Raw genomic sequence first — 26486 nt, forward strand, 5'->3', positions numbered from 1 at the left:
AGGAAGCCATCCTAGCTTAGATTCTGTCTAAAGTTGAGTCGTTCACAATCCGGACTGGCTGCACACCTACGGTGAGCGAGATGTCCCGTCAGGTCTGGCTGTAGCCGTCCAGGAAGTGCCCGATCCGGCCCACCGCGTCCCGCAGGTCCCCGACCGTCGGCAGGGTCACCACCCGGAAGTGGTCGGGCTCCGGCCAGTTGAAGCCGGTGCCCTGTACCACCATGATCTTCTCGCGCCGGAGCAGGTCCAGGACCATCCGCCGGTCGTCCTTGATCTTGAAGACCTTGGGGTCGAGGCGCGGGAAGAGATACAGCGCCCCCTTCGGCTTCACGCAGGTCACGCCCGGGATCTGGGTCAGCAGCTCGTAGGCGACGTCCCGCTGCTCGCGCAGCCGGCCGCCCGGCAGGACCAGGTCGTTGATCGTCTGGCGGCCGCTGAGCGCGGCCACGACGCCGTGCTGCCCCGGCATGTTCGCGCACAGGCGCATGTTCGCGAGGATCGTCAGGCCCTCGATATAGGAGTCGGCGTGCGCGCGGGGCCCGGAGATCGACATCCAGCCGACCCGGTAGCCGGCCACCCGGTACGCCTTCGACATGCCGTTGAAGGTGAGGGTCAGCAGGTCGGGGGCGACGGCGGCGGTCGGGGTGTGCGTGGCCTCGTCGTAGAGGATCTTGTCGTAGATCTCGTCCGAGCAGACCAGCAGATTGTGGCGGCGGGCGATGTCGGTGAGCCCCTTGAGCATCGCCTCGTCGTAGACGGCCCCGGTCGGGTTGTTCGGGTTGATGATCACGATCGCCTTGGTGCGGTCGGTGACCTTGCGTTCGACGTCGGCCAGGTCCGGCATCCAGTCGGACTGCTCGTCGCACCGGTAGTGCACGGCGGTGCCGCCGGACAGGGAGACGGCGGCGGTCCACAGCGGATAGTCCGGGGCGGGCACGAGGACCTCGTCCCCGTCGTCCAGCAGGCCCTGCATCGCCATCACGATCAGCTCGGAGACGCCGTTGCCGATGAAGACGTGCTCTACGTCCGTCTCGATGCCGAGGGTCTGGTTGTGCATCACGACCGCGCGGCGCGCGGCCAGCAGCCCCTTGGCGTCCCCGTACCCGTGCGCCGAGGACACGTTCCGGAGGATGTCCTCCAAGATTTCGGGCGGACACTCGAAGCCGAACGCGGCCGGGTTGCCGGTGTTCAGCTTGAGGATGCGGTGACCGGCGGCTTCCAGCCGCATCGCCTCCTCGAGCACCGGGCCCCGGATCTCGTAACAGACGTTGGCGAGCTTGGTCGACTGGATCACCTGCATGTCTGGGAGCTTACGGCCCGGTATTGCGTCACGGGCCGTGTTTTCCGCCACGTGAGACGCGTCGGTTTGGGTGGATATCGCCGCACGCTGTCCCACCAGCACCATGGGTACCTAGAATTCGCCGACATGTTCAGGCCATCCGAGTACGCCGATGGGGCGACGAGCGGCGAGCCCCAGGGCCCGCCGAACGTGTACGTGCCGCGGGCCGTCCCGCCCCCGGCCTATGACGCGTACCCCGATCCCGCGGCGGCCCACGGATGGCAGGACGTGTACGCCCCCACGGACGCCCAGGACGCCACGCTCGGCATGGGCGACACACGTGAGCTGCCGCCGGTGCCGGCGCCGGCGCCCGGCCGGTCCGGTGCGGGCCGCCGCTCCCGGCGCGGACGGGGGTCCCGGCGTGCTCGCCGCGTGGCGGTCGCCGCCGGAGTCGTCGGCGTCGTGTCGGCGGCCTCGCTGATCGCCGGGCTCGGCTTCTCGCACGCGCCCTCCGGCGGGACGCGCCAGGGCGGCGGCCGGACGGGTCCGACGGCGGGGGAGTCACCGCCGGAGCCGTCCACCGGCACCGGTCGGGCATCGGCTCCCACGGTCCCGCTCGTCGACCGGCCGGCGCACAGTGACGAACCGTCCGGCGCCGCGTCCGCGAGCCCGTCCACGGCGGCGAGCCCCACCCCGTCCGAGTCTTGGACGGACGCCCCGAGTCCCTCGGCCGGCAGCCCCACGGCCGGCCCTCCGACGACCTCCGCTCCCGCCGCCGCGTCCACCCCGGGCAAATCCGAGGGAAAGCGCGGACACGGTCCCGGCGGCACCAAGGGCCCCAAGTAGTCCGCCCGTCAGGGCCGTTGAGTAGGGTCGGGCCGAACGGGCGGGTCACGCGCGCAGAACAACTCCTTGCCCCACCCGCCTTGCGACGATCACAATGCGCATGACAACAGTGCAGGCGGCCGGAAGATTTCCGGCCGCCTCCGTCGCAAGAGGGGACCCCCCATGAGAAAACCTCTCGCAGCCGCGTTCTGCGCCCTGGCGATAGCCGGGGCCGGCGCGGCTCCCGCGACCGCTGCCGAGGCCGCCCCCACGGGCGTCGGCAAGGTCGCGGACACGGGCTCGGCCACGTCCGCCGTGACGGACGTGGTCACGTCCGTGGAGCAGACGCTGTCCGGGCTCAACCCGTCGGCCAAGGCCGTGAACCTGGCCGGCACCGTCGCGCTCAGCAACTGCTCCGGTTCCGTCGTCCGCATGCCGGACTCCGAGGCCAACGACCCGGCGCTGGTGATGACCAACGGCCACTGCCTGGAGTCCGGCTTCCCCGGCCCCGGCGAGGTCCTCGTCGACAAGGCGTCCAGCCGCACCTTCAGCCTGCTCAACGCCTCCGGCTCGCGCGTCGCCACCCTGCGCGCCGCCAAGCTCGCGTACGGCACGATGACCGACACGGACGTCGCGTTCTACCAGCTCACCACCACCTACGGGCAGATCAAGAGCTCGTACGGCATCAACCCGCTGACGCTCAACGACACGCACCCGGTCGCCGGTACCGCCATCAGCATCCCCTCCGGCTACTGGAAGCGCGTCTACAGCTGCGACATCGACGGGTTCGCGTACCGCCTGAAGGAGGGCGACTGGACCTGGAAGGACTCGGTCCGTTACACCTCCGCCTGCAACACCATCGGCGGCACGTCCGGCTCGCCCGTCGTCGACGAGGCCACCGGCAAGGTCGTCGCCGTCAACAACACCGGCAACGAGGACGGCGAGCGCTGCACGGTGAACAACCCCTGCGAGGTCGACGCCAGCGGCAATGTGACGGTCCGCAAGGGCATCAACTACGGCCAGGAGACCTACCAGATCCCGGCCTGCTTCGGCATCGACAACAAGCTCGACCTGAGCGCGAGCGGCTGCACCCTGCCCAAGCCGTAAGGCGAGGGCAGCGCCCCGGGTCGGGCGGTCACGCGGGAGTCCTGCGAACCGCCCGGCCCGCCAGGGCGTCCGTGCGACGCCCGTCCTCGATCACGAACCGCCCGCCGACCAGCACGTACGGGATGCCCGTCGGGAGCACGCGCGGCTCGGCGAAGCTCGACCCCGCCGCGACCGTCGCCGGGTCGAAGAGGACCAGGTCGGCTGCATACCCCTCGCGCACCAGGCCCCGGTCCGGTAGCCGGAGCCGGGCCGCCGGGCGCGAGGTGAGGTGAGCGACGCACTCCTCCAGCGACAGCACTCCCAACTCCCGTACGTAGTGCCCGAAATAGTGCGGGAACGTGCCGTACGCCCGCGGGTGCGGCTTGGCGCCCTGGAGAATCCCGTCCGAGCCGCCGGTGTGGACGCGGTGGCGCATGATCGCCCGGACGTTCTCCTCGTGGCCGACGTGCTGGAGGATCGTCGGCGCCAGCCGGTCGGCCAGCAGCAGCCCGCGCGCGGTCTCCCAGGGTGCCTCGCCCCGCACGTCCGCCGACTCCTGGACCGTATGGCCGACGAACTCGGTCAGCGCCGGATCGCCCACGCCCGAGATCTCGATCGTGTCCCACTCGACGGGCAGGCCGTGGCAGCCGTCCGAGCCGGTGACCTCCAGGTCGCGGCGGATCCGTTCGGCCGTCTCGTCGTCCGCCAGCCGCTCGACGACCTGCCCGGGGCCGCCCTCGCTCGCCCAGCTCGGCAGCAGGGCCGCCAGCGTCGTACAGCCCGGTGTGTAGGGATACGTGTCGAGGCTGATGTCCGCCCCGGCCGCCAGCGCCTCGTCCAGCAGGGCCAGCAGCTCAGGCGCCCGGCCCTTGTTCACGCCGAAGTTCATGGTGGCGTGGGTGAGATGCAGGGGGCAGCCCGCCTCCCGGGTCAGCGCGACCATCTCCTCGTACGCCTCCAGGGCGCCCGCGCCGTAGGAGCGGTGGTGCGGGCCGTAGTAGCCGCCGTACGACGCCACCACCCGGCACAGCTCGGTCAGTTCGGCGTCCCTCGCGTACATGCCGGGCGTGTACGTCAGCCCCGACGACATGCCGACGGCGCCCTGCTCCATGCCCTCGGCGACCAACTGGCGCATCCGGTCCAGCTCTTGCGGGGTGGCCTCCCGGTCCTCCCAGCCGACGGCGAGCGCGCGGACCGTGCCCTGCGGGATCAGGTACGCCGCGTTCACGGCGACCCCGCGGTCGATACGGTCCAGGTACTCGCCCACCGTCCGCCAGTCGAAGTCGATGTCGTCGCCCGAGCCGTTCCACCCGGCGATCGCCCGGCGCACCTCGCCGAGCGTGCGGTCGTCGACCGGCGCGTACGACAGCCCGTCCTGGCCGAGGACCTCCAGCGTGACGCCCTGCGCGGCCTTGGCGCTGTGGTCGGGGTCGCGCAGCAGGGCCAGGTCGCTGTGGGCGTGCATGTCGACGAAGCCGGGGGAGAGGACGAGGCCCTCGGCGTCCAGCTCCCGGCGCGCCTTGGGCCGCTGGCAGCCGGCCGCGGCGGCCTCCTTGACGATTCCCGTGATCCGGCCGCCGCCGACCACGACATCGGCCCGGTAGGAGTCCGCGCCGGAGCCGTCGATGACGTCCGCGTCCCGGATGACGAGCTCCTCCACCGCGCCGGCCTCCTAGAAGAACGTACGGACGTAGTCGACGACCGTGCCGTCCGCCTGAGCGACCGGGATGAGCGGCCACTTGTCGAACGACGTGCACGGATGGGACAGACCCAGACCGACCCAGTCACCCACCTCAAGATCCGCCTCCGGCGTGGTGCTCAGCCAGGCGTGCTGGTCGGACAGGCCCGTCACCGACACCCCGGTGGCCGGGCGCTCGGCGCCGTCCCGGCGGATCACCTGGGCGAAGGGCAGGTCGAGGTCGTAGGCCGCGTCCCGCTTGCCCGCGTTGACGAAGGCCTGCTCGGCGGAGGGCCGTGACACCACCTGCGTCCACAGGCGGAACGCCGGTTCCAGGGCGCCCTCCTCGGGCACACGGTTGAACGGGGTCAGCTTGCGGTAGTGGCCGTCGTCGTGCGAGACGTAGGCGCCCGAGCGGAGCAGCTTCAGCACCGGCAGGGAGAGTTCGGGGATCTCCGCGAAGACGTCGGCGACCGCGTCGAACCAGGCGCTGCCGCCCGCGCTGACGATGATCTCGTCCGCACCGGAGAACCGTCCGGCCCTGTCGAAGTCGGCGGCGAGCGCGACCAGCCGCCGCAGCCACGCCGTCACCCGCTCCGGGTCGGCCTTCGGCACCTCGCCCTCGTAGCCCGCGACGCCGACGAGCCGCAGGGGCCGCGCACCCGCCACCGCGTCCGCGACCGCCGCGCACTCCGCCTCCGTGCGCACTCCGGTACGGGCGCCCTCCCCGGCGGCGAGTTCGACGACGACGTCCAGCGGGCGCCGGGCACCGCTCATCGCGGCGTCCATCAGCTCCACCCCGCGCACGGAGTCGACGTAGCACACGAAGCGGAACTCCGGGTCGGCGTCGAGCTCGGCCGAGACCCAGCGCAGGGCCGCCGGGTCGACCAGCTCGTTCGCCAGGAACACGCGCCGGGTCCCGAACGCGCGCGCCACCCGCACCTGATGCGGCACCGCCAGCGTGATGCCCCACGCCCCGTGCTCGATCTGCCGCTGGAACAGCTGCGGCGCCATGGAGGTCTTGCCGTGCGGCGCGAAGGCCAGGCCGTGCCGGTCCGCGTACGTCTCCATCAGCCTCAGGTTGTGCTCCAGGCGCTCGGCGGACAGCGCCAGCACGGGCGTGGTGAAGCCGCCCGTGAAGAGGTTCCGGCGCTGGGCGGCCAGTTCGCCCACGGTCAGGCCGTCGGCGTCCGGCGGGAGGCCCTTGAAACGGTGGTCGACGCGCTCGGCGGCAACCCGGGCGAGGGAGTCGGCGGCGGTATCGGCTGTCATGGAGCCTCCCTGATCAGGGGCGTTGCATTATGTGCAACAGCCATTGCGTATATCGCCCGACGCTGTCTAACATCTCGGCCACCCGGGGTCAACGAAAGCGGCCGCGCAGGTCGTTCCCTCCCCCGGGGGCGCCTTCGCCGCCGGGTTCTCCCCGCCGCCCTGCGCGGACTGCCCGTCGGACACCCAGCGGGCCCCGGAGGAGGTACGGACGCCATGAGCCAGACCGTCGACCGGGCGCTCGGCATCCTGCCGCTGCTCGCGGAGGGCCCCGCCGACCTGGGGCAGGTCGCCGACCGTCTCGGCGTGCACAAGTCCACGGCCCTGCGCCTGCTGCGCACCCTCCACGAGCACGGCCTCGTCTACCGCCAGTCCGACCAGCGCTACCGCCTGGGCGCCCGCCTCTTCGCGCTCGCCCAGGAGGCGATGGAGAACCTCGACGTCCGTGAGATCGCCCACCCCCATCTCGTACGCCTCAACGAGCAGTGCGGCCACACCGTGCACCTCGCCGTGTACGAGGAGGACGAGGTCCTCTACATCGACAAGGTGGAGAGCCGGTACCCGGTGCGCATGTACTCGCGGATCGGCAAGCCCGTCGCCATCACCGTCGCCGCGGTCGCGAAGCTGCTGCTGGCCGACCTGCCCGAGCACGAGCGCCGGGCGGTGGCGGAGAAGCTCGACTACCCCGCGTACACGTCCCGTTCGACACCCGACGCCGGCGCGTTCCTGCGCGAGCTGGAGAAGGTGCGCGAACAGGGCTGGGCCACCGACCTCGGCGGCCACGAGGAGTCCGTCAACTGCGTCGCGGCGCCCATCCGCGGCGCCGACGGCCGGGTCGTCGCCGCGATGTCTGTCTCCGCGCCGAACGTCGTCGTCACCGCCGACGAACTCCTCACCCTCCTGCCGTTGGTGCGCCGTACGGCGGACGCCATCAGCGGCGAGTACTCCGGCAGAACACCAGTGAAGGGCACCGCATGACGGACAAGACCGCACTCACCCCCAAGACCCACACCACCCCGCCGGCGAAGTTCTCGCACGGCGTGAAGAAGGGCAACATCCTCCAGGTCGCCGGCCAGGTCGGCTTCCTGCCCGCCGAGGAGGGCAAGCCGCCCACGCCCGCCGGGCCGACCCTGCGCGAGCAGACCCTCCAGACCCTGGCCAACGTCAAGGCGGTCCTTCAGGAGGGCGGCGCCGGCTGGGACGACGTGATGATGGTCCGCGTCTACCTGACGGACGTGGCCCACTTCGCCGAGTTCAACGAGATCTACGACGCGTACCTCGAGGAGCAGGGCCTGACCCAGCCGCCCGCCGCGCGCACGACGGTCTACGTGGGCCTGCCCGCGGGTCTCCTCGTCGAGATCGACGCGCTGGCCGTCCTAATCTGATAACGAAGTCGGGGCTGGCTGTGTGCGGCACAGGTTTGTCGACCATACTGCTCCGCTGTGGAGCAGCGCATAGGTTCGAGCAGCCAGCCCCTTAAGGCCGAGCCCGTGAAGGGCGCCGGATTCGACCCGGCCTTCATACCCGGGCTCACGTCACCCGCGTCCGGAAGGACGGAGGGCGACGGGCCGGAGAAGGAGCCTGAAGTCGCCGAGGCCGAGGAAGCCGAGGAGGCCGCCCCTGAGTCGGAGGAGGCGGCGGAGACGTCCCCCTCCGAGCCGGAGGAGGCCGACGTCGACGGTCCCGTCTTCGAGGCGTCCGACCGCCGCGCGAGGATAGTCGCCGACCACAGAGGCGTCCGACTGTCCCTGGACGACCAGGAGTGCGAGTTCCGCTGGGACGAGATCGGGGCGGTCGAAACGGAGACCGCCCGCTTCGGCAAGCGCTACACCGTCACCGTCCACACCCCTGACCGGCGCTGGTACCCGATCGAGATCGAAGCACCGGCCAGGAGCCGTTTCACGGAGTGGGACGAGCAGCTGGACGCGGTGCTGGACGCCTACTTCGAGGAAGACGCCGAGTAGCGGGCCGAGCGGCTACCGGCAGTACTGCGTTTCCTTGCCGATCGACCGGTACATGCAGTCCGCGTTCTCCAGCAGCTGCAACACCGCGTCCCGGTTACGGGAGGTCTCCCGCTCGATCACCTCGTCGGGCGGGTAGAACCCACCGCCGCCGGACCTCGGATACATCTCGAACGTGTACCCGAAGATCTTGTGCGCGCCCCAGAGGTAGTCGTCGATCGACCCGTCCGTGATGTACAGGTCGCTGGACTGCTCCGCCGTGTACCCGTTGCTCGCGGCCATCTTCTGCCCGACCGCCTTGAACGCCGCGTTGTCGTCCGCGGTCATCCCGGTCGTCGTGTCGGAGTACGTGTAGCCGAACGGCCACAGCACCAGCTCGCTGTACGTGTGGAAGTCGATGCCGGCCTTGATCTGCTGCACCCCGCCGACGACCCGGCTGCGCACGAAGTCGGCGACGACCTTCACCTCGGGCGCGGACTCGGCCGCCGGGCCGCGGTAGGTGTCGGAGGACGGTGAGCCCGAGGAGCCGCCGCAGCAGCCCCAGCGGTAGTTCCAGTTGCGGTTGAGGTCGGTACCGACATACGAACTGCCGCTGTTGGGCTGGCGGTTCTTGCGCCACGAGCGGTAAGACCCGGTGGCGATGTCGTACTCGCCGCCGTCCGGGTTGATGTCCGGGATGATCCAGATCTCACGATTGTTCACCATGCCGGTGACGCGCGAGTCGGAGCCGTAGTCGGAGGTCAGCTCGCGCAGCAGGTAGAGCGCCATCTCGACGGTGAGGTGCTCGCGGGCGTGCTGGTGGTGCGTGAACAGCACCTCCGGCTCGGACTCGTCGCTGCCCACGTTGTCGCTGATCTTGACGGCGACGATGTTCCGGCCCTGGTACGACTTGCCGATCACGCGCTGGCTGGCGATGGAGGGGTTGGCCGAGACGATCGAGTTGATCTCGCTCGTCATCTCCGCGTAGTTGTGGTAGCGCGAGTCGGCGGACGGGAAGTCGTGGATCCGGACGTCGTCCTCGCCGGCGGACCGGTCGGGCACCGCGCCGAACGGGGTGACCTCGTAGCCCAGCGCGCGCAGCTTCTTGATCTGGTCCGCGCGTCCGGAGACGACGACACCGTGGCCATGGGCCTCGTCCACGGTCACGCCGGTGCGCTGAAGTGCCGTGCGGTCCTTGGCCGTCGAGTGCATGTGGATTTCGTACTGCCGGACGTCGTCGGCCGACGGGGCCGCCTTGGGGGCGCTGTCGGCGGTGGCGTCCGAGGTCGTCGCGGTCAGGGGCGCCGCGAGGGCGAGTGCGAGGAGGGCGGCGAGGGCGGCGGTGCGTCTGCCGGTGCGGGCACCGGAGCCTCGTATGCGGAGTCGCATGAAATCTCCTTGTGGGAGGTGGGGTTGTTCCGTGCGACGTACGTGGTGCGGGTGGCGCACATCGTTCTGCCAATGGCATGACCAGGTCAAGACCGAAAGTGGACGCACAGTGTACGCGTGCGGCCCGGCGGTCGCGCTGTCCCGGCCGAAGTGCACCCACGGGTGTGACCCGAGCGTGCATATATGTACGCAACGGGGGAGAGTGAGGGCCCGGACCACACCCCCAGAGGACTGGCTGATCATGGGCGGATCAGCGCCACGACGGGACCACCATCTGCCGGTCGAGACGACCAGCTTCGTCGCCCGGCGTGGCGAACTGACCCAGGGACGCGAGCTGTTGGCCCGCGCACGGCTGGTGACGCTGACCGGACCGGGCGGCGTCGGCAAGACCCGGCTCGCCGCGCGCATCGCGGCCCGGGTGCAGCGGGCCTTCCCGGACGGCGTGCGCTTCGTGCACCTCTCCGGGCTGCACGACCCGGCGCTCGTGCCGCTCGCCGCCGCCGACGCGCTGGGGCTGCACGACCACTCCGCCCAGCCGCCGCTGGACGCCCTCGTCGAGCAGGTGCGCAACCGGCGGTTGCTGCTCGTCGTCGACAACTGCGAGCACCTGGCGGGGGCCTGCGCGCAGCTCGCCGCGGCCCTGCTGCACGGCACCGAGGGCGTCCGCGTCCTCGCCACCAGCCGGCACCGGCTCGGCCTCACCGAGGAGCACCTGCTGGAGGTGCGGCCCCTGCCGGTGCCCGACCCGGACGGCGACCTCTCCGCCGCCGAGGGCTACCCGGCCCTCACGCTCTTCGCCGACCGGGCCGCCGCGGTCGTCCCCGGCTTCCGCCTCACCGCGGACACCCGCGCCTCCGTGGCCCGCCTGTGCCGCCGCCTGGACGGCCTCCCCCTCGCCATCGAACTCGCCGCCGTCCGCATGCGCGTCCTCGACGTCGACCAGCTCCTTGACCGGCTCGACGACCGCTACCGCTTCCTCACCACCGGCAGCCCCGCCGCACTGCCCCGCCACCAGACCCTGCGCGCGGCGGTCGCCTGGAGCCACGACCTGTGCACCGCCCCCGAGCAGTTGGTGTGGGCCCGGCTCTCGGTCCTGGCGGGCAGCTTCGACCTGGAGACGGCGGAGGCGGTGTGCGCGGACGACACCGCGGAGGGGGCCGCACGGTGGGGAACGGACCCGGTGCCGGCGGAAAGTGTCCCGCCGGGCGGCGGACACGTGGCCGGCGGGGCGTTCGCGGGTGGTGCCCGGGGCGGGGCGCGTCCCGATGTCCCGTCGGGCGGCGTCGGGTTCGCGGACGGCTCCGGTGAACGTACGCGGCCCGCACGGACGCTCGCAGGGGCCGTGACGCTGCCTCCGCTCAGCGGCGGTTCGGAAAACGTGGTACCGCCGGTGCCCGGTCGGGCAGGTGGGTCTGGTCCGTTGCCGGTGTCGGGTCGGGCAGGCGGGTCTGGTCCGTTGCCGGTGTCCGGTCAGGGCGGCGGGCCCGTGCCGTTGCCGTCGCCCGGGATGCGCCCCGAGTCCCTGCTCGCCTCCAGGCCCGAGAGCGGCCCCGGCGGCGGCCTGCCTCTGTCTCCGTCCGTGCTTGGCCCGGGGGGCGTGGCGGCGCCTGCGCTCGGCGGTCTGCCTCTGTCTCCGTCCGTGCCTGGTCCGGGGGGCGTGGCGGCGCCTGCGCTCGGCGGTCTGCCTCTGTCTCCGTCCGTGCCTGGTCCGGGGGGCGTGGCGGCGCCTGCGCTCGGCGGTCTGCCTCTGTCTCCGTCCGTGCTTGGCCCGGGGGGCGTGGCGGCGCCTGCGCTCGGCGGTCTGCCTCTGTCTCCGTCCGTGCCTGGTCCGGGGGGCGTGGCGGCGCCTGCGCCCGGCGGCCTGCCTCTGTCTCCGTCCGTGCCTGGTCCGGGGGGCGTGGCGGCGCCTGCGCCCGGCGGCCTGACCCTGCCCTTGCCCCCGCCCGATCCCGGCGCCATGACCTCGTTCCCGTCCCTGCCTGACTCAGGCGGTCTGACGGTGCCGCCGCCCTTGCCCGACGCAGGCGGTCTGACGGTGTCCCCGCCCGTGCGCGGCTCAGGCGGCCCGGCCTCGCCCCCGCCACCCGCAGAGGCCGCAGGCGCCCGGCCGGCCCGTCCCGCCCCGGCTCTCCGTGCCGACGAGGTGCTGGACGCCGTCGCCGGGCTCGTGGACAAGTCGGTGTTGTGCCGGGAGCCGGGGCCTGGTGGGGCGCGGTACCGGATGCTCGACACGCTGCGGCAGTACGGGCTGGAGCAGCTGCGGCGGATTGTCGGGGAGGAGGACGCTGCCCGGCGGCGGCAGCGGGACTGGATGCTGCGGCGGGTCGAGGAGTGTGAGCGCGGCTGGTTCGGGCCCGGGCAGCCGGAGACCGTCGCCCGGCTGCGCGCCGACCGGGACAACCTGCGCGCCGCCCTCGACTTCAGCCTCGCCACCCCGGGCGAGGCGCTCGCCGGGCTGCGGCTCGCCGGCACCCTCTGGTTCTACTGGCACGCCTGCGGCGCCCCACGCGAGGGCCTGTACTGGCTCGACCGGGCCCTGGCCGCCAACCCCGAGCCGACCCCGGAACGGGCCCGCGGCCTCTGGGTCGCAGGGCTGCTCGCCGCCGCCACCCAGGACTTCCCCCGCAGCCGCCGGCACGCCAGGGACGCCCTCGCCCTCGCCCGGGTCCTGGGCGACGCCGCCGAGGCCGCCCACGCCGAGTACGTCATCGGCGTCCTGCGGCTGTTCGGCGACGATCTGCCCGGGGCGCTGCGGCACTTCGAGACCACCGTCGCCCGCGGCCCCGTGCCCGGCCAGCACCTCAGCGTCGTAGGCCTCGACCAGGTCGAACTCGCCTGCGCCCTGGGCTTCCTGGGCGAGGCCGACCGGGCCGTCGAGGTGTGCGAGCGGGCCCTCGGGCTGTGCGAGCGGCACGGCGAGCAGTGGGTACGGTCGTACGTGCTGCGCATGCTCGCCCTCGCCCACACCGTGCGCCGCGACTGGGCCCGGGCCGAGCGGCACGCCCGCGAGGCTTTGCGGCTCAAGTTCGCCGTCCACGACGTCATCGGCATCGCCCTCACCCTCGACCTGCTCGCGTCCATCGCGGCCGAACGCGGCGCCCACGAGCACGCGGCCGTGCTGCTGGGCGGCGCCGACCGCGTCTGGGCCGACATCGACGCCGCCCGCTGGGGCGCGCGCACCCTCAACTCCGCACGCCGGGACAGCGAGGAGCGGGCCTGCCGGGCCCTGGGCCGGGACGCGTTCGAACGGGCCCACCGGCGCGGCGCGAGCCTCGGCCTCGCCGAGCTCGTCGGCCATGCGCTCCAGGAACCGGCCCGCCCGCACCCCGGGGAGTCCCGGGCCCCGCACGACGACACCGCGGTCCGTCTCACCCGCCGCGAGACCGAGGTCGCCCGGCTCGTCGCCGAAGGGCTCGCCAACCAGCAGATCGCCGACCGCCTGGTGATCGCCCGCCGTACCGCCGAAGGCCATGTGGAACGCATCCTCAGCAAGCTCGGCTTCAGCAACCGCAGCCAGATCGCCGCCTGGGTGACGGCCCAGCGCTGACCCGCCCGTACCGCATACCCAGCCCGTACCGCAGACCCCGAGAGGAATCCATGACCACCCGACAGCCCCCGATGCCCGCCGCGTTCGACCACCGCATGGCCGTCTTCGACACCGACGACGACTTCGTGGCCGCCGCCCTGCCCTTCCTCGGCGCAGGACTCGCCGCCCCCGGCGAACCACCCCCCGTGGCCGTCGCCGACCCCCGCAACCTGGACCTCCTGCGGGACGCCCTCGGCGGGGACGCGAAGAACGTCACGTGCATCCCGCACACCGACTGGTACACCGGCTCCGCCGCCAACGCCGTCGCCCAGGCCGCCTCCTACCTCACCGCCCACGCCGGCCCCGGCGGCCGGATCCATCTCCTCATGGAGCCCGTCTGGAGCGGCCGCGCCGGCCGCTCGGCCCGCGAGACGACCGAGTGGATCCGTTACGAGGCCCTCGCCAACCTCCTCTTCGCGCCCACGTCCACGACCGCCCTGTGCGCGTACGACACCCGCACCGCCGGCCCCGCCGTCGTCGCCGCGGCCCGCCGCGCCCACCCCGACACGGACGTGTACCAGGACCCGGTGCGGCTCGCGGCCGAACTCGACGCCGTACCGCTGCCGCTGCCCCCGGCCGGCGCGCAGCCCCTCGCGGAGCCGCACGCCGGAGCCGTGCAGGCCTGGGCGGAAGCCCGGGGACTTCCCGCCGCCGACGCCGAGTTGTTCGCCACGGCCGTCGCGGAGACGGCGGCGGCCCTGGCGCCCCTCGACGGCACCGCCCTGCTGTGGGGCGAGGCACCCGCCTGCGTCTGCGAGCTGCGCTCGGCCCGCCCCGTCGGCGACCCGCTCGCCGGCTTCGTCCCGCCACCGCCCACCGGCCCGGAACCCGGCCCGGGCCTGTGGTACGCGCGCCAGGTCTGCGCGTACGTGGACATCCGCGACGACGCCCAGGGAGCCACGGTCCGCCTCCAGTACGCGTGACCCCACCCGCACATGCAGGTAGGGGATCGGGTAGTCCTCCCCCTGTGCCGGACCGGCAACCGGGCCACCCTGGAGCCATGCTGCAACTCTCCGGGCCCCACCTCCCGGACCCCGACGCCAGGTACGGCCCGTTCCCGCAACCACCCCTGGGAGCAGGCCACCTGAGCGTCGAGTACGCCCCCGAGCCCTCCGCCGTCCGCGAGGCACGCGCGGAGGTGCGCAGGCAGTTGGAGGGGTGGGGGCTAGCGGAGCGCGGTGAGGTGGCGGACGTCGCGGAACTGCTCGTCGCCGAACTGGCCACCAACGCCCTCGTGCACGCCGAGAGCCGCTTCCGGCTCACACTCTTCGCCGCGCACGGCGTACTGCGCTGCGAGGTGGCCGATACGGAATGCCGCGTGCCCCGGGTGCTGGACGCCGGCACCGGGGAGAGTGGCCGTGGGATGTTCCTGGTGGACGCGCTGGCCGAGCGCTGGGGCTGCCACCGGGACGGGCCGGGCAAGACCGTGTGGTTCGAGCTCGGCACGTGCGGATCGGACGGCTGTGGTCGGCGACAGCCGTGACGCTCCGCTGGATCGGCCCTGGCGGTGTGCCCAGCCGCCGGGGCCCGTCCGGGGCCTGTCCGGGGTCCGTCCGGGGGCCTGTCCGGAAGCCTGCCCGGGAGGGCGCCTCGTACGCGCATCAGGTGAAGATCCGGTCACGCCCTCTTGTCCTACCGGCGCCTTTGGGCTTTCTTGACCTGCATGGCGGACACCACGGGAAAGACCACGGACCACGAGGCGTCGCAACACCCCCCGCAGCGCAAGGCGAGTTGGAAGTACATCGGCCCGGGCATCGTCGTCGCGGCGACCGGTGTCGGGGCCGGCGACCTCGTCGCCACGCTGATCGCGGGCAGCAACTTCGGCTACACCCTCCTGTGGGCCGCGATCATCGGCTGCCTGGTGAAGATCTCCCTGGCCGAGGCGGCGGGCCGCTGGCATCTGTCCACGGGCCGCACCCTGTTCGACGGCTGGGCCAGCCTCGGCCGCTGGACCACCTGGTTCTTCGCCGTCTACGTCGTGGTCTGGGGCTTCGTCTACGGCGCGGCGGCGATGTCGTCGAGCGCGCTGCCGCTCCAGGCGCTCTTCCCCGACGTGATGGACCTGAAGTGGTGGGGCATCGCCAGCGGTCTGGTCGGTCTGGTCTTCGTCTGGTTCAACAAGTACGCGGTGTTCGAGAAGGTCATGACGGTCCTGGTGGGCGTCATGTTCCTGGTGACGGTGTACCTGGCGATCCGCGTCACCCCGAACATTCCCGACGCCTTCGCCGGGCTCCTCCCGGTCCTCCCTGACGAGAAGGACTCGATCCTCAACACCCTGGGCCTGATCGGCGGCGTCGGCGGCACGATCACCCTCGCGGCCTACGGCTACTGGGTCAACGCCAAGGGCTGGACCGACACCGGCTGGATGAAGGTCATGCGCCTGGACAACCGCGTCGCCTACGCCACCACGGGCATCTTCGTGATCGCCATGCTCTTCGTCGGCGCGGAACTCCTGCACTCGGCGAACATCGCGATCGCGAGCGGCGACAAGGGCCTGATCCAGCTCGGCGACATCCTGGAGAAGGAGTACGGCACGGCGACGGCGAAGTTCTTCCTGATCGGATTCTTCGCCACGTCCTTCACCTCGCTGATCGGCGTCTGGCACGGCGTGAGCCTGATGTTCGCCGACTTCGTGGCCCGCCTGTCGGGCAAGGGCCAGGCCAAGGGCGAGGAGGTCGCCTCGGGCCAACGCGAACGCTCCTGGCCCTTCCGCGCCTACCTGCTCTGGCTGACCTTCCCGCCCATGATCCTCCTCTTCGAGGGCCAGCCCTTCCGGCTGATCATCATCTACGGCGTCCTCGGCGCGGCCTTCCTGCCCTTCCTCGCCGGCACGCTGATCTGGCTCCTGAACTCCCCCCGCACGCCCAGGGAGTGGCGCAGCGGCCCGATCAGCAACGCCATGCTCGCCGTCGCGGGCCTGCTGTTCCTGATCCTGTGCGTGAAGCAGATCTGGGACCAGCCGTGGGGGGAGTTCTTCTAGGACGCCGGGGAGGCGGACAGAGGCCGGTTATGCGGGCCCACCGCGTCGGACCACGCGTTGCCCGCCCAACCGGTCCATCAGCACCCCCACCGCACACCCCGTCAGCAGCACGCCCGTCGACATCCACAAGCCCGGGCCCGCCGGGTCCAGCACGCCCGGCCGCAGTGCCAGCAGCAGCACCTGCGCCGCCGCCGGAGCCGCGCACGCCGCCGCCAGGTGCCGTACCGGCATCTCGCGCCACGGCTCCGGATGCACCCGCGCCGCCGCCCAGGTGGCGAGCACGACACACACCAGGTTCGGCAGGTGCACCAGCGCCAGCGCGGCACCGAACGAGCCGACACCCCGCGGGCCGACCAGAGGGCCGTACACCAGCGTCATCTGGACGTACTCGCTGACGACCAGGACGACGATGCCGACGGCCCAGCAGCGGACGAGCGCCATCAACCGCTCCCGAAGATCTCGAAGTAGAGGAGGACCGCGAAGCCCAGCGCGGCCATGCCGCAGCCCGCGACCAGGGCGAGCGACTGAAGCACCGGGGACCAGCTGCCCCGCCCCGCCACCGTCGCCGTTCCCTCGGGATCGCGCGGGTCGTACGTGACGGTGACCGGGGTGCCCTTCGTCACCGACCAGCCCGCGAGGTCCTCGAACTCGACGGGCGTGCCGTCGGCCGTACGGAAGGCGAAGAAGTGCCGTCTGGCATCGGAGCGGTGATACGGCTCCGTCTCCACCCGGACGCACTCACCCTCCGCCCGGACACCGCGCCGCAGCACCCGCGACACCGTCACCAGCCGCCGCGCGTACTTCCACGACAGCGCGCCGAACATCGCCACGAGCAGCGCGAGTACGACGTAACCGGCGCCCGGCACCTCCATGCCTAGTGCACCTCGACCGAGTCGATGATCCGGTCCAGGTCCCCGTCCGACAGAGACCCCTGCTGCGCGTCGACCCGGATCGCGAACGTGGAGTCGGTCGAGTCCAGCCCGGCCAGGATCACGCCCTCGACCGGGGCGCCCTTCGGCGGGCCGCCGTCCTCGCCGGTCGCCTTGAAGGCGAAGTCGATCCGTTTCGCCTCGTCCGTGCCGGCCAGCTCCACATCCTTCTGGCCCTTGACGTCCGCGCCCATCTGGATGCCCGCCTCGGCGGCGATCGCGGCCTGCTCGGCGGAGTTCGCCTGGGTGAAACCGAGTTGCACGGTGATGACCGAGACCTTCCTGCCGTCCTCCGTGCGCACCGCCGCCGCCGCGTTGTGCTTGCCGCGTTCGCCGGCGCTCTGCTCCTCGTACCCCTTCGGGTACGAGACGTCGACGCCCTTGGTTTTCAGGGTGCCCCAGCCGTCGGGCACCGAGCCGGCGTCGGAGCTTCCGCAGCCGGTCAGGACCACGGCGGTCGTCAGCAGGGCGGCGGCCAGATGGGCACGGCGGGTCTTCATCGGCTTGGGCTCCGTCTCGTCAGTTCGCACAGTAGCTGTAGGGAAGATAGGAGCGACCGTTCCCGCGGGGCGCCCCCAGGAACTGGGCGCCGGTCAGCGTCTCCGACTTCTTCTCCGTGCTGATCGTCATGCCCAGACTGAGCCCGAGATTCAACTCGAAGCCGTACTCGGCCGCGTTCACCTCACCGGTGTACGTCATCCGGCTCGACCTGCCCTTGTCGAACATCAGCTGCCCGAAGGGGTCGTCGGCGCCCGGGCGGGTCGTCGGCGCGTGGTCATGGAACATGTACTGGAAGGGCGTGGCGACCTGCTCGTTGTTGCTGTCCAGCCACCGCTCGGCGACCGCCCGGTCCTGGTCGCCGGCCGGGCCGGAGTCGAAAGTGACGGTGTGGGTGACGATCTCGATGCCGGTCTGTGAGTCGGTGCCCTTCACGCCGGCGTTCCCACCCCGCTTCTCGTCGTCCTCCTTGCCGTTGTCACCAGCGGCCTTGGCGCCGTCCTTCTGGCCGCCCTTCTCGACGGTACGGGTCATGTCGACACGGACCAGCTTGCCGGTCCCCTTGTCGTAGGTGACCGTGATGGTGCCGGTCTGTGTCGTGTTCGCCGCGTACTCGCCGCTGAGCGAGCCCGCCTCGTAGCCCACCTTGGAGCCGTACTCGATGGACGAGGAGTACGTGTACGACTTGGTGTTCTTGTAGGAGTTGTCCGTCCAGGTGACGTCGGGGGAGTACTTGAAGGTGCCGCCGAGCGCGGCGCTCAGCTTCTTCTCGTCGCCCGCTGAGATCTTCAGGCCCGCCGACGCCGAGGCTTCCAGGCCCACCTTGCCGTAGGTGATCTTCCGGTTGTCGCCCAGGTCGTCCTTGATCCGCTGCTGCGTCTCCTCCTCGTCCTTGAGCGGGCCCGTCCCGAAGAGATAGGCGATGCTGTCGCCGAGGCTCGCCTCCGCGCCGCCGGGCATGGTGCGCCGCATCTCGTACATCTGGAGCTTCTCCACGTCGTCCCGGAACCGCTGGGCCTCCTCGGGGCTCTGGAAGACCCAGGTGTCGCCGCCCGTGACCTTGATGCCGAGTCCGAGCTCCACCTTGTCGGTGCCGAACCGGCCCACCTTCATGCCGGGTTTGAAGTCCTTCTTCGCGGCGACGGACGCGGCGTCCGTGAAGGTCAGATAGACCAGCTGGTCCTTGTCGTCGATCTCGCCGTCGCCGTTGACGTCCGTGTTCGCCTTGATGTGCTGCTCCTGGAAGCCGTACTCCTTGCCGATCTCCCAGAAGAAGATCTTCGCCTTGGAGCCCGCCTTGTCGGTGACGGAGGAGACCTGGCAAAGCGCCGGCTCGAAGTCGGCGTCGGTGAGGGGTTTGCCCGGCCCGGGCCTGCCCGACCCGCAGGTGCCGTCGCCGGTCACTTTGCAGATCTGCGCGGCGATCTTGTCGTAGATCAGCTGCCCGACGCCGGTGGCCGAGACGGCCAGGACGATCGCCGCGCTGACCACGATCATGCCGAGGTACTCGGTGCCGGTCGCGCCGCGATCGTCGAAGACCGGTCTGTGCCCGTACGTCCGTATGTCGCCCCCGCCAGTCATACGGCCCCCTCCTTGCCCGAACCACGTGCCTGTGGACGGTGAGAGTAGGGACGCGCCCCGGCGGGAGGCGTGGGCCTCAGGGCCCAAACCGAGGCCCACCGTCAACACTGGGCCCTCCAGGACCACCGGCCGGGACCACCCGAGACCTCGCCGGCGACCGGCAAGATGCTCAACCTGCCCCGTTTTGGCGCATCTTGTGCAACGACAGTTGCTCCTCAGCTACACAAACGCTGTTCTCCGGTCACAGAGCCGTGGATACAGTGCTGAGGTAGTCACGCAGTGAAGTCACCGACGTGTGCCGCAGTGACAAGACGGCGGGCCGACGGGCATGGGGAAACGGGGAGCTGCGCGTGCCAACTGCCATTGCCGTGACCAGTGCCGACATGGCGCTGCCGCCACAGGACGAACGCACCCTGCCCGCCGTCGTGCTGCGGGACGTCGACCGGCGCCCCCTGGAGCAGGCGCTCGCCGAGATGCAGACCCTGGTCGAGCACCACGGGCATGTGATCGTGGTCTGCTCACAGGCCGCACCCACCGCCGTGCAGCGACGGCTGCACACCCTGCGCTCCCTCATGGAGAGCGACCGGATCGCCCTCTTCCGCCCCGATCTGCCCCCGCTCGGACTCGCCGTCCTGGCCCGCCAGTTACGGCAGCTCGCGTCCTGCGACATCAGCCCCGGCGTGCTCGCCTCGGCCTGGCCTGCTCGTCCACTACATCCACGCCGGGGCGCTGCTCAACTCCGTCGCCCGGCTCGACCGCGTCCCCGTCGACCTGAAGTCGCACGCCAAATCCTGGGTGCCCGGCAGCCAGTTCGGTGTCCTCGCCCACCCCGAACCGCAGCTCGTCAGGATCACTCCCGAAGCCGCCCTGCCCGGCCCCGAGTTCGGCACGTGGATGCTCGTCGCCAAGGGCCAGCTCCAGTCCGACTGGGTCACCGGCACCCTCGCCCCCTCCTGGAAGGTGCAGGGGCTGCGCGAGATCCCCCTCCCGGCCGAATCTCCGGGCTGGTGGGGCACCGGCAAGCTGATCGAGTTCTGTAGCTACCTGCCCGACCTGTCGGTCCTCTACCAGCTGGTCACCTCCGTACGGCGGACCCGCTGCCACTGGTGCGGCATCGACGTCATCGGCGACCGCTGCGTGTTCTGCTCGGCCACGCCACCCGTCCACGACACCCCGCCCCTCAAGCAGCTAGAGAACCGAACGGCCGTCGGGTGAGCCCTGACAGCCCTGACACCGCTCGTCAGCACTGCCCCGATCCCGCTCGACCGATATCCCCAACGAGGTTGTACGGTTCATGAATTCCCGTCAGCGCCGCGGCGTGATTCTCCTGCTCCTGTCGGTCGTCTGCGCCCTCGGCGCCTTCACCGGCGTGCTGTCCGTCATCAGTGACGTGAAGTCCAAGGTGGGCCCCGAGGTCACCGCCTACCGGCTGAAGTCCGACGTGCCGCCCTACACCACCCTCAGCACGGGCCAGTTCGAAAAGATCAAGATGCCCGAACGGTGGCTGTCCGACAACGCGGTCACCGACCTGCGCGAGATCCAGGGCAAGATCGCCGTGACCAAGCTGCAAGCGGGTTCCCTGCTCCAGTCCGACATGATCGTCCGCCAGCCGGCCCTCCAGCCCGGCCAGCAGGAGGTCGCCATCATGATCGACGCGGCGACCGGCGTGGCCGGCAAGATCACGCCCGGCTCCTCGGTCAACGTCTACGCCACCTTCGAGGGCAAGCGCGAGGGCGACCCCGACCAGTCGAAGATCATCGTGACCAACGCCAAGGTCATCGACGTCGGCGAACTCACCGCGCTGAAACCCGACGAGAACAACCGCACCCAGCAGGCCACCGACGCCGTCCCCATCACCTTCGCGCTGTCCGCCCTCGACGCCCAGCGCATCACCTACGCCGAGTCGTTCGCCCAGCGGGTCCGGCTCGCCCTGGTCGCGCCCGGCGGCGACACCACCGTCCCCGAGCAGGACCGGACGTACGAACTCGCGAAGGACAAGTGAGAGGCTCGCATGCCCACGAGGATCCTCCCGGCAGTCGGTGACGCGGACGCCGTCCGGTCCATCACGACGCTGCTCAGCCAGCTCCCGGACGCCGAGCCGGTCGCCCCGGTGGTCGACTCCACCCAGCTCATCGACACCCTCGCCCGCCTGGCCGCCGAGTCCGTCGACGAACTGCCCGAGGTCGTGGTGGTGCACGAGCGGATCGGCCCGGTCCCCGCGCTGGAACTGATCCGCGAAGTCGCCCTGCGCTTCCCGGCCGTCGGCGTCATCCTCGTCACCTCCGACGCGAGCCCCGGCCTCTTCCAGGCCGCCATGGACTACGGCGCCCGCGGCCTGGTCGCCCTGCCCCTCAGCTACGAGGAACTCGCCAGCCGCGTCCAGGCGGTCGCGCAGTGGTCCGTCGGCGTACGACGGCACCTGGGCGCCGGCGGCGACGTGTTCACCGGCGTCGGCGGCACGGTCGTCACGGTCAGCGGGGCCAAGGGCGGCGTGGGCGCGACACTGGCGGCGATCCAACTGGCGCTCGCCGCCCAGGCCTCGGGCCGCAGCACGGCCCTGGTCGACATGGATCTCCAGACCGGCGACATCGCCTCCTACCTGGACGTCCAGTTCCGCCGCTCCGTCGTCGACCTGGCCGCCATCACGGACATCTCCCCGCGTGTCCTGGCCGACGCCGTCTTCCGCCACGACACCGGACTGGCCCTGCTCCTCGCCCCGGCCGAGGGCGAACGCGGCGAGGACGTCACCGACCGCGCCGCCCGGCAGATCGTCAGTGCTCTGCGCTCCCGTTACGAGGTCGTCGTCATCGACTGCGGCGCCCAGCTGAGCGGGGCGGGGGCGGCGGCCGTGGAGATGGCGGACCGGGCGCTGCTGATCACCACGCCGGACGTGGTCGCGGTACGGGGCGCGAAGCGGGCCGTGCGGATGTGGGACCGGTTGCAGATCCGCAAGGCGGAGGAGACCACGGTGGTCGTCAATCGCCACACGCGGGGCACGGAGATCCAGCCCCCGCTCATCCAGAAGATCACCGGCACGGCGGTCGCGGCGACCTCGATCCCCGCCAACTTCAGGGAACTCCAGAGCGTCGTGGACGCCGGGCGTGTTCACGAGCTGGAGAGCAGGAGCGCGGTGAAGCAGGCGCTGTGGGGGCTGGCGGGAGAGCTGGGTCTGGTCAAGGTCTCCGAGGGGGCACAGAAGGCGGGGAGGTTCCGGGGTGGGGACCGGGGGGCTGTGAGCTTTCGGCGGAGGAGGGAGGGGTGAGCGTGCTGGCTGTCTTGAGAGGGCGGGAGCGGGACCGGGGTCAGGTCACCATCGAGTTTCTCGGTATGACACCGACGATCATCGTGACGCTGGTGGTGCTGTGGCAGCTCGTGCTGGTGGGGTACACGTTCACACTCGCGGGGAATGCCGCGGACGAGGCGGTGCGGGCGGCGACGGCGGCGGAGTACGGACCTGACGGCAAGTGCCAACAGGCGGGGCTGGACAAGCTGTCGGACGCGTGGCGGACCGGCGCCGAGGTGAGCTGCGGGGGCTACGGTTCCGGCTACATCACCTCCGACGTCAAGCTGCAGGTCCCCGTCCTCTTCCCGGGCACGATCGCCTTCCCGTTCACGGTCAAGGGTCACGCGGGTGCGGTCGAGGAGGCGAAGTGAGATGTCGTACGACCGTAAAGCGCGCGATCGCGGCCAAGTCGCCCTCGAGTACCTGGGGTTCCTCCCCATCTTGCTGCTCGTGGCCATGGCGGCCGTACAACTCGGCCTGATCGCCTACACGGCGCAGCAGGCGGGGACGGCGGCGCGGGCGGGGGCGCGCAGTGCCTCACTGGACCCCGGAACCGCGCAACAGGCCTGCGGGAACGCGGTGAGCGACTGGCTGGCCGACAAAACCTCCTGCTCGGGCGCGGAGTCGGGCGAGGAGGTCACGGTCACCGCCACCGTCGAGATCCCCTCCCTCGTCCCCGGCTGGGAATTCGACCCGGCGCGCAAGACCGCCACGATGCCGCTCGACCACTGACCATCGGCGAACGAGGAGCCCCGGACCCATGAGCCTGCGAGCACGCATCAACACCCCCGAGGAGAAGGGAAACCGGGGCGAGGACGGCCACATGGTCGCCTCCTACCGGGCCAAGCTCCTGGAGGAGATCGACCTCGCGGAGATGAGTTCGCTGGCCGCCGCCGAGCGCCGGGCACGGCTGGAGCGGGTGCTCGGGCACATCATCAGCCGCGAGGGCCCGGTCCTGTCGACGGTGGAGCGCTCGCAGCTGATCCGCAGGGTGGTCGACGAGGCACTGGGCCTCGGCATCCTGGAGCCGCTCCTGGAGGACGCGTCCATCACCGAGATCATGGTGAACGGCCCGGACGCGATCTTCGTGGAGCGCGGCGGGCGGGTGGAGCAACTACCCCTGCGCTTCGCATCGAACGACCAGCTCATGCAGACGATCGAGCGGATCGTCTCGACGGTCAATCGGCGGGTGGACGAGTCGAACCCGATGGTCGACGCCCGCCTCCCCTCCGGCGAGCGCGTCAACGTCATCATCCCGCCCCTGTCCCTGACGGGCGCCACCCTCACCATCCGCCGCTTCCCGCGCTCCTTCACGCTCCAGGAGCTGATCGGCCTCGGCTCGCTCGACGAGCACATGCTGTACCTGCTCGCGGGCCTGGTGCAGGCGAAGTTCAACATCATCGTCTCGGGCGCGACCGGCACGGGAAAGACGACCCTGCTGAACGCGCTGTCCGGGCTCATCCCCGAGGGCGAACGCATCATCACCATCGAGGACTCCGCGGAACTCCAGCTCCAGCAGGCGCACGTGATCCGCCTGGAGTCAAGGCCCCCCAACGTGGAGGGCAAGGGCCAGGTCACCATCCGCGACCTGGTCCGCAACTCCCTCCGTATGCGCCCCGACCGGATCGTGGTCGGTGAGGTCCGCGGCGGCGAGTCGCTGGACATGCTCCAGGCCATGTCGACGGGCCACGACGGCTCGCTGGCCACCGTGCACGCCAACAGCGCGGAGGACGCGCTGATGCGGCTCCAGACGCTCGCCTCCATGTCGGACGTGGAGATTCCCTTCGTGGCGCTGCACGACCAGATCAACAGCGCGGTGGACGTCATCGTGCAGCTGACCCGGTTCGCGGACGGCGCCCGTCGCATCACCGAGATCGCGCTGCTCGAAAGCCACGGCAGCGAGCCGTACCGACTGGTGACGGTCGCCCGCTTCAACGCCCAGCCGATGGCGGCTGACGGGCGCATCTACGGCGCGTTCGCGTACTTCCCGCTCCCACGCCGCATCGCCGACCGCCTCTACATGGCGAGTCAGCCCGTCCCCCAGGCCTTCGGCATCGCCCAGTCCGCGGACGAGCTGGCCACCCGAGAAGCCAGGTAGGAGAAGAGAGCCGCCCCCATGGATCTGCAATCCCTCGTCACGCTCACCACCGGCATCACCCTGCTGACCTGCGTCCTCGCGGTCGTGGGCCTGCACTCCTACGCCATGGGCAAGGCACAGCGGCAGGCGCTCGTCGACCGTCTGTCGGCCACCGGCCAGATACCGGTCGGCGGCCGTCGCCGCCGCTTTCGCGGCCTGGACCGCCGCCTGCGCCGCACCAAGCTCGGCAGGAAGCTCGAACTCCGCCTGGCGGCGACGGGCCTGGACATCACCCCGGGCGAGTTCTTCGTCTACATGCTCGCCACGGTCGCCGGCCTGTGGCTGATCGGCCAGGCGGCCCTGGCCCCCTTCTTCGGCCCGCTCGCGGGCCTGCTGGGCATCTGGGTGGCGGTGCAGTTCCTCAACTGGCAACGCCAGAAACGCATCGAGAAGTTCATCAACCAGCTCCCCGAGCTGGCGAGGATCCTGGCCAACGCCACTCAGGCCGGCCTGGCACTGCGCACGGCGATCGGGATGGCGGCGGAGGAACTGGAGGCGCCCGCGGGCGAGGAACTGGGCAAAGTGGCGGCCCAGTTGGCCGTCGGTGCGTCGATGGACGACGCACTGGGCGAGCTGGCGGACCGCCTGCCGTCCCGCGAACTCGTCGTCCTGGTCACCACGCTCGTGCTGTCGAACCGGGCGGGCGGTCAGGTGGTGAGCGCGCTGCGGAACCTGACCGAGACGCTGGAGGAGCGCAAGGAGACGCGGCGGGAGGTGCGGACGCAGTTGTCGCAGGTGAACATGACGTCGTACGCGGTGCCGGTGCTGGGTGTGGGCGCCTTGTTCTTGTTGAACGCCATCGAGGACGGAGCACTGGACCGCATGACCGGGTCGCCGGTCGGTCAGGCCTGCGTGATCATCGCGTTCGGCCTCTACGCCATCGGGTTCTTCCTCATCCGCCGCTTGTCCCGCATCGACGTCTGAGCCACCGAGTCACTGGAGAAGGAGCGCCGCGATGGGACTTCTGCTGGCACTGGTCATGGGCCTCAGCGTGTGGGGCATCTTCGCCGGCCTGCGCATCTACCGCGCAGAGGCCAAACTTCCGGGCGACCTGGCCGTGGCACTGGAGGTCGGTTCGTCCCGCACCAGTGCCGTGGGCTCGCTCGTCGACCGGCTCGGCATGCGGTACGCGCCTGCCGTCCTGCGGCTGATGGGCCCCAAGCGGGTCGCCAAGTACCGCCGCAAAATCGACCTAGCGGGCAACCCCGGCGGTCTCACCATCGACCGCTACGCGGCCCGGCGCGCGGTGTACGGGGCGATCGGCGGACTGGGCGGTCTCATCGCGCTCAGCGAGGGAAGCCTCTTCAGCGCCCTGATCATGTTCGCCTTCGCGGCCTTCTGGGCCGAGGTCGGCATCTGGTCGGCGATCCGCGTCCGCAAGGACGCCATCGAGCGGACACTGCCGGACTTCCTCGACGTCCTTGCCGTTGTGGTCAGCGCGGGACTCGGCTTCCGCCAGGCGCTGGACCGCGTCGCGTCCAAGTACGAGGGTCCGTGGGCCGACGAACTCCGCATCACCCTGCGCCAGATGGACCTCGGCATGAGCCGCCGTGAAGCCTTCGCCGAGCTGCGGCGACGCAATGACTCGGAGCAGGTGGCCATGTTCGTGACGGCGCTGCAGCAGGGTGAGGAGCTGGGCGCCCCGATCGTGGACACCCTCGTCGCGCTCGCCCAGGACATGCGCCGCACGGATGCGCAGAACGCCCGCCGGAAGGCCGCACGCGCGGTTCCCAAGGCGACGTTGATGATCACGACGTTCATGGTCCCGGCCACGATGATCCTCCTCGGCGCGGGGATGCTGCTCGGTTCCGGCACGGACTTCAGCACGATCATGGGTGAGTAGGACGGGGGGCGACAGCATGTCGACGACGAGGGAGCGGACCAGGCTGCTGCGCCGCCGTCCCAAGCCATCGGAGATCTCGACACCTCCGGCGGGCACGGTCCTGCCGGATCACGTGAGAACGGGAGCCCCGGACATCCCGGTGACGTACGCGACACCGGCCCTCCCACCGGGATGGGTCCCGGC

The 26486-nt window shown here is 71.1% G+C and carries 25 protein-coding genes and 2 pseudogenes; 18 read left to right on the forward strand and 9 right to left on the reverse strand.

Annotation, left to right across the window (positions count from 1 at the left end; genetic code table 11):
• Nucleotides 1-88 precede the first annotated feature (88 nt).
• Nucleotides 89-1300, reverse strand: a complete 1212-nt coding sequence (locus tag V8690_RS27535; RefSeq protein WP_338782763.1) for a pyridoxal phosphate-dependent aminotransferase — start codon at nt 1298-1300, stop codon at nt 89-91.
• 126 nt (nt 1301-1426) lie between these two features.
• Between V8690_RS27535 and V8690_RS27540 the strand changes: the two genes are divergently transcribed.
• Nucleotides 1427-2125, forward strand: coding sequence for a hypothetical protein (locus V8690_RS27540; RefSeq protein WP_338782765.1), 699 nt, complete (start codon nt 1427-1429; stop codon nt 2123-2125).
• A 162-nt stretch (nt 2126-2287) separates the two neighbouring features.
• The gene (locus V8690_RS27545) at nt 2288-3211 is read left to right on the forward strand and encodes a serine protease (RefSeq protein WP_338782766.1); all 924 of its coding nucleotides are present in this window, start codon (nt 2288-2290) and stop codon (nt 3209-3211) included.
• Between the two features lie 28 nt (nt 3212-3239).
• On the opposite strand, the gene V8690_RS27550 is transcribed toward V8690_RS27545, so the two are convergent.
• Nucleotides 3240-4850 (reverse strand): D-aminoacylase, encoded by a 1611-nt coding sequence (locus V8690_RS27550; RefSeq protein ID WP_338782767.1) that lies wholly within the window; start codon nt 4848-4850, stop codon nt 3240-3242.
• Nucleotides 4851-4862: 12 nt separating this feature from the next.
• On the reverse strand, nt 4863-6140 hold the full coding sequence (locus tag V8690_RS27555; protein WP_338782768.1) for an amino acid deaminase: 1278 nt from the start codon (nt 6138-6140) through the stop codon (nt 4863-4865).
• A 213-nt stretch (nt 6141-6353) separates the two neighbouring features.
• Between V8690_RS27555 and V8690_RS27560 the strand changes: the two genes are divergently transcribed.
• Genes V8690_RS27560 through V8690_RS27570 form a run of 3 tightly spaced genes read left to right on the forward strand, consistent with a single transcriptional unit; the run spans nt 6354 to nt 8101 of the window.
• Nucleotides 6354-7115, forward strand: a complete 762-nt coding sequence (locus V8690_RS27560) for an IclR family transcriptional regulator (RefSeq protein ID WP_338782769.1) — start codon at nt 6354-6356, stop codon at nt 7113-7115.
• A complete protein-coding gene (locus V8690_RS27565) occupies nt 7112-7522 on the forward strand; it encodes a RidA family protein (protein ID WP_338782770.1) in 411 nt (136 codons plus the stop codon). The genes V8690_RS27560 and V8690_RS27565 overlap by 4 nt, the downstream gene beginning before the upstream one ends.
• A 57-nt stretch (nt 7523-7579) precedes the next feature.
• The gene (locus V8690_RS27570; RefSeq protein ID WP_338782771.1) at nt 7580-8101 is read left to right on the forward strand and encodes a hypothetical protein; all 522 of its coding nucleotides are present in this window, start codon (nt 7580-7582) and stop codon (nt 8099-8101) included.
• Nucleotides 8102-8113: 12 nt separating this feature from the next.
• Here V8690_RS27570 and V8690_RS27575 read toward each other — a convergent pair whose 3' ends face one another.
• A complete protein-coding gene (locus V8690_RS27575) occupies nt 8114-9466 on the reverse strand; it encodes a M14 family metallopeptidase (RefSeq protein ID WP_338782772.1) in 1353 nt (450 codons plus the stop codon).
• A 241-nt stretch (nt 9467-9707) separates the two neighbouring features.
• On the opposite strand from V8690_RS27575, the pseudogene V8690_RS27580 reads away from it, so the two are divergent.
• The 5 genes and pseudogenes from V8690_RS27580 to V8690_RS27600 all read left to right on the forward strand — a co-directional run.
• Nucleotides 9708-10607: pseudogene (locus tag V8690_RS27580) on the forward strand (AAA family ATPase); the annotation flags it as partial.
• 1806 nt (nt 10608-12413) lie between these two features.
• Nucleotides 12414-13013: a helix-turn-helix transcriptional regulator gene (locus V8690_RS27585; protein WP_338785480.1), complete on the forward strand. Its 600-nt coding sequence runs from the start codon at nt 12414-12416 to the stop codon at nt 13011-13013.
• A 50-nt stretch (nt 13014-13063) separates the two neighbouring features.
• Nucleotides 13064-13975, forward strand: coding sequence for an MEDS domain-containing protein (locus V8690_RS27590; RefSeq protein ID WP_338782773.1), 912 nt, complete (start codon nt 13064-13066; stop codon nt 13973-13975).
• A gap of 77 nt (nt 13976-14052) precedes the next feature.
• Nucleotides 14053-14535, forward strand: coding sequence for an ATP-binding protein (locus tag V8690_RS27595; protein ID WP_338782774.1), 483 nt, complete (start codon nt 14053-14055; stop codon nt 14533-14535).
• Between the two features lie 180 nt (nt 14536-14715).
• Nucleotides 14716-16032, forward strand: a complete 1317-nt coding sequence (locus V8690_RS27600) for an Nramp family divalent metal transporter (RefSeq protein WP_338782775.1) — start codon at nt 14716-14718, stop codon at nt 16030-16032.
• A 27-nt stretch (nt 16033-16059) separates the two neighbouring features.
• Here the strand turns inward: V8690_RS27600 and V8690_RS27605 are convergent, their stop codons facing one another.
• The 5 genes from V8690_RS27605 to V8690_RS27625 all read right to left on the reverse strand — a co-directional run bounded on the left by V8690_RS27605 (nt 16060) and on the right by V8690_RS27625 (nt 19537).
• A complete protein-coding gene (locus V8690_RS27605; protein ID WP_338782776.1) occupies nt 16060-16473 on the reverse strand; it encodes a hypothetical protein in 414 nt (137 codons plus the stop codon).
• Entirely contained in the window at nt 16473-16904 is a 432-nt protein-coding gene (locus V8690_RS27610) for a DUF3592 domain-containing protein (RefSeq protein ID WP_338782777.1), read from the reverse strand. The genes V8690_RS27605 and V8690_RS27610 overlap by 1 nt, the downstream gene beginning before the upstream one ends.
• Nucleotides 16905-16906: 2 nt before the next feature.
• Nucleotides 16907-17461 carry a hypothetical protein gene (locus V8690_RS27615; protein ID WP_338782778.1) on the reverse strand — a complete coding sequence of 185 codons (555 nt, stop codon included), beginning with the start codon at nt 17459-17461 and terminating at the stop codon, nt 16907-16909.
• Between the two features lie 19 nt (nt 17462-17480).
• The gene (locus tag V8690_RS27620; protein ID WP_338782779.1) at nt 17481-19040 is read right to left on the reverse strand and encodes a hypothetical protein; all 1560 of its coding nucleotides are present in this window, start codon (nt 19038-19040) and stop codon (nt 17481-17483) included.
• A 272-nt stretch (nt 19041-19312) separates the two neighbouring features.
• Nucleotides 19313-19537, reverse strand: coding sequence for a hypothetical protein (locus V8690_RS27625; protein WP_338785678.1), 225 nt, complete (start codon nt 19535-19537; stop codon nt 19313-19315).
• Here V8690_RS27625 and V8690_RS27630 point away from each other — a divergent pair.
• From V8690_RS27630 to V8690_RS27665, 8 genes and pseudogenes are all read left to right on the forward strand, one after another.
• Nucleotides 19466-20255: pseudogene (locus V8690_RS27630) on the forward strand (hypothetical protein). The gene V8690_RS27625 and the pseudogene V8690_RS27630 sit on opposite strands and share 72 nt — an antisense overlap.
• Before the next feature lie 79 nt (nt 20256-20334).
• On the forward strand, nt 20335-21042 hold the full coding sequence (gene cpaB / locus V8690_RS27635) for a Flp pilus assembly protein CpaB (RefSeq protein WP_338782780.1): 708 nt from the start codon (nt 20335-20337) through the stop codon (nt 21040-21042).
• A gap of 9 nt (nt 21043-21051) precedes the next feature.
• Nucleotides 21052-22302 (forward strand): AAA family ATPase, encoded by a 1251-nt coding sequence (locus tag V8690_RS27640; protein ID WP_338782781.1) that lies wholly within the window; start codon nt 21052-21054, stop codon nt 22300-22302.
• 5 nt (nt 22303-22307) lie between these two features.
• Complete coding sequence (locus V8690_RS27645; RefSeq protein ID WP_338785481.1) at nt 22308-22694, forward strand: pilus assembly protein; 387 nt, start codon at nt 22308-22310, stop codon at nt 22692-22694.
• Nucleotide 22695: 1 nt separating this feature from the next.
• Nucleotides 22696-23055 carry a TadE/TadG family type IV pilus assembly protein gene (locus tag V8690_RS27650; RefSeq protein WP_338782782.1) on the forward strand — a complete coding sequence of 120 codons (360 nt, stop codon included), beginning with the start codon at nt 22696-22698 and terminating at the stop codon, nt 23053-23055.
• Between the two features lie 28 nt (nt 23056-23083).
• On the forward strand, nt 23084-24421 hold the full coding sequence (locus tag V8690_RS27655) for a CpaF family protein (protein WP_338782783.1): 1338 nt from the start codon (nt 23084-23086) through the stop codon (nt 24419-24421).
• An 18-nt stretch (nt 24422-24439) separates the two neighbouring features.
• On the forward strand, nt 24440-25384 hold the full coding sequence (locus tag V8690_RS27660) for a type II secretion system F family protein (RefSeq protein WP_338782784.1): 945 nt from the start codon (nt 24440-24442) through the stop codon (nt 25382-25384).
• 31 nt (nt 25385-25415) lie between these two features.
• Complete coding sequence (locus V8690_RS27665) at nt 25416-26303, forward strand: DUF5936 domain-containing protein (protein WP_338782785.1); 888 nt, start codon at nt 25416-25418, stop codon at nt 26301-26303.
• The last annotated feature ends 183 nt before the right edge of the window (nt 26304-26486 follow it).

Origin of the sequence: Streptomyces sp. DG1A-41, from assembly GCF_037055355.1 — a bacterium.
GTDB lineage: Bacteria > Actinomycetota > Actinomycetes > Streptomycetales > Streptomycetaceae > Streptomyces.

Bases quoted from the DNA above. Each gene is read 5' to 3' on its own strand.
- V8690_RS27535 (WP_338782763.1), bottom strand. From the start codon at position 1,300: ATGCAGGTGATCCAGTCGACCAAGCTCGCCAACGTCTGTTACGAGATC.
- V8690_RS27540 (WP_338782765.1), top strand. From the start codon at position 1,427: ATGTTCAGGCCATCCGAGTACGCCGATGGGGCGACGAGCGGCGAGCCC.
- V8690_RS27545 (WP_338782766.1), top strand. From the start codon at position 2,288: ATGAGAAAACCTCTCGCAGCCGCGTTCTGCGCCCTGGCGATAGCCGGG.
- V8690_RS27555 (WP_338782768.1), bottom strand. From the start codon at position 6,140: ATGACAGCCGATACCGCCGCCGACTCCCTCGCCCGGGTTGCCGCCGAG.
- V8690_RS27560 (WP_338782769.1), top strand. From the start codon at position 6,354: ATGAGCCAGACCGTCGACCGGGCGCTCGGCATCCTGCCGCTGCTCGCG.
- V8690_RS27565 (WP_338782770.1), top strand. From the start codon at position 7,112: ATGACGGACAAGACCGCACTCACCCCCAAGACCCACACCACCCCGCCG.
- V8690_RS27575 (WP_338782772.1), bottom strand. From the start codon at position 9,466: ATGCGACTCCGCATACGAGGCTCCGGTGCCCGCACCGGCAGACGCACC.
- V8690_RS27585 (WP_338785480.1), top strand. From the start codon at position 12,414: ATGCTCGCCCTCGCCCACACCGTGCGCCGCGACTGGGCCCGGGCCGAG.
- V8690_RS27590 (WP_338782773.1), top strand. From the start codon at position 13,064: ATGACCACCCGACAGCCCCCGATGCCCGCCGCGTTCGACCACCGCATG.
- V8690_RS27595 (WP_338782774.1), top strand. From the start codon at position 14,053: ATGCTGCAACTCTCCGGGCCCCACCTCCCGGACCCCGACGCCAGGTAC.
- V8690_RS27600 (WP_338782775.1), top strand. From the start codon at position 14,716: ATGGCGGACACCACGGGAAAGACCACGGACCACGAGGCGTCGCAACAC.
- V8690_RS27605 (WP_338782776.1), bottom strand. From the start codon at position 16,473: ATGGCGCTCGTCCGCTGCTGGGCCGTCGGCATCGTCGTCCTGGTCGTC.
- V8690_RS27610 (WP_338782777.1), bottom strand. From the start codon at position 16,904: ATGGAGGTGCCGGGCGCCGGTTACGTCGTACTCGCGCTGCTCGTGGCG.
- V8690_RS27615 (WP_338782778.1), bottom strand. From the start codon at position 17,461: ATGAAGACCCGCCGTGCCCATCTGGCCGCCGCCCTGCTGACGACCGCC.
- V8690_RS27620 (WP_338782779.1), bottom strand. From the start codon at position 19,040: ATGACTGGCGGGGGCGACATACGGACGTACGGGCACAGACCGGTCTTC.
- cpaB (WP_338782780.1), top strand. From the start codon at position 20,335: ATGAATTCCCGTCAGCGCCGCGGCGTGATTCTCCTGCTCCTGTCGGTC.
- V8690_RS27640 (WP_338782781.1), top strand. From the start codon at position 21,052: ATGCCCACGAGGATCCTCCCGGCAGTCGGTGACGCGGACGCCGTCCGG.
- V8690_RS27650 (WP_338782782.1), top strand. From the start codon at position 22,696: ATGTCGTACGACCGTAAAGCGCGCGATCGCGGCCAAGTCGCCCTCGAG.
- V8690_RS27655 (WP_338782783.1), top strand. From the start codon at position 23,084: ATGAGCCTGCGAGCACGCATCAACACCCCCGAGGAGAAGGGAAACCGG.
- V8690_RS27660 (WP_338782784.1), top strand. From the start codon at position 24,440: ATGGATCTGCAATCCCTCGTCACGCTCACCACCGGCATCACCCTGCTG.
- V8690_RS27665 (WP_338782785.1), top strand. From the start codon at position 25,416: ATGGGACTTCTGCTGGCACTGGTCATGGGCCTCAGCGTGTGGGGCATC.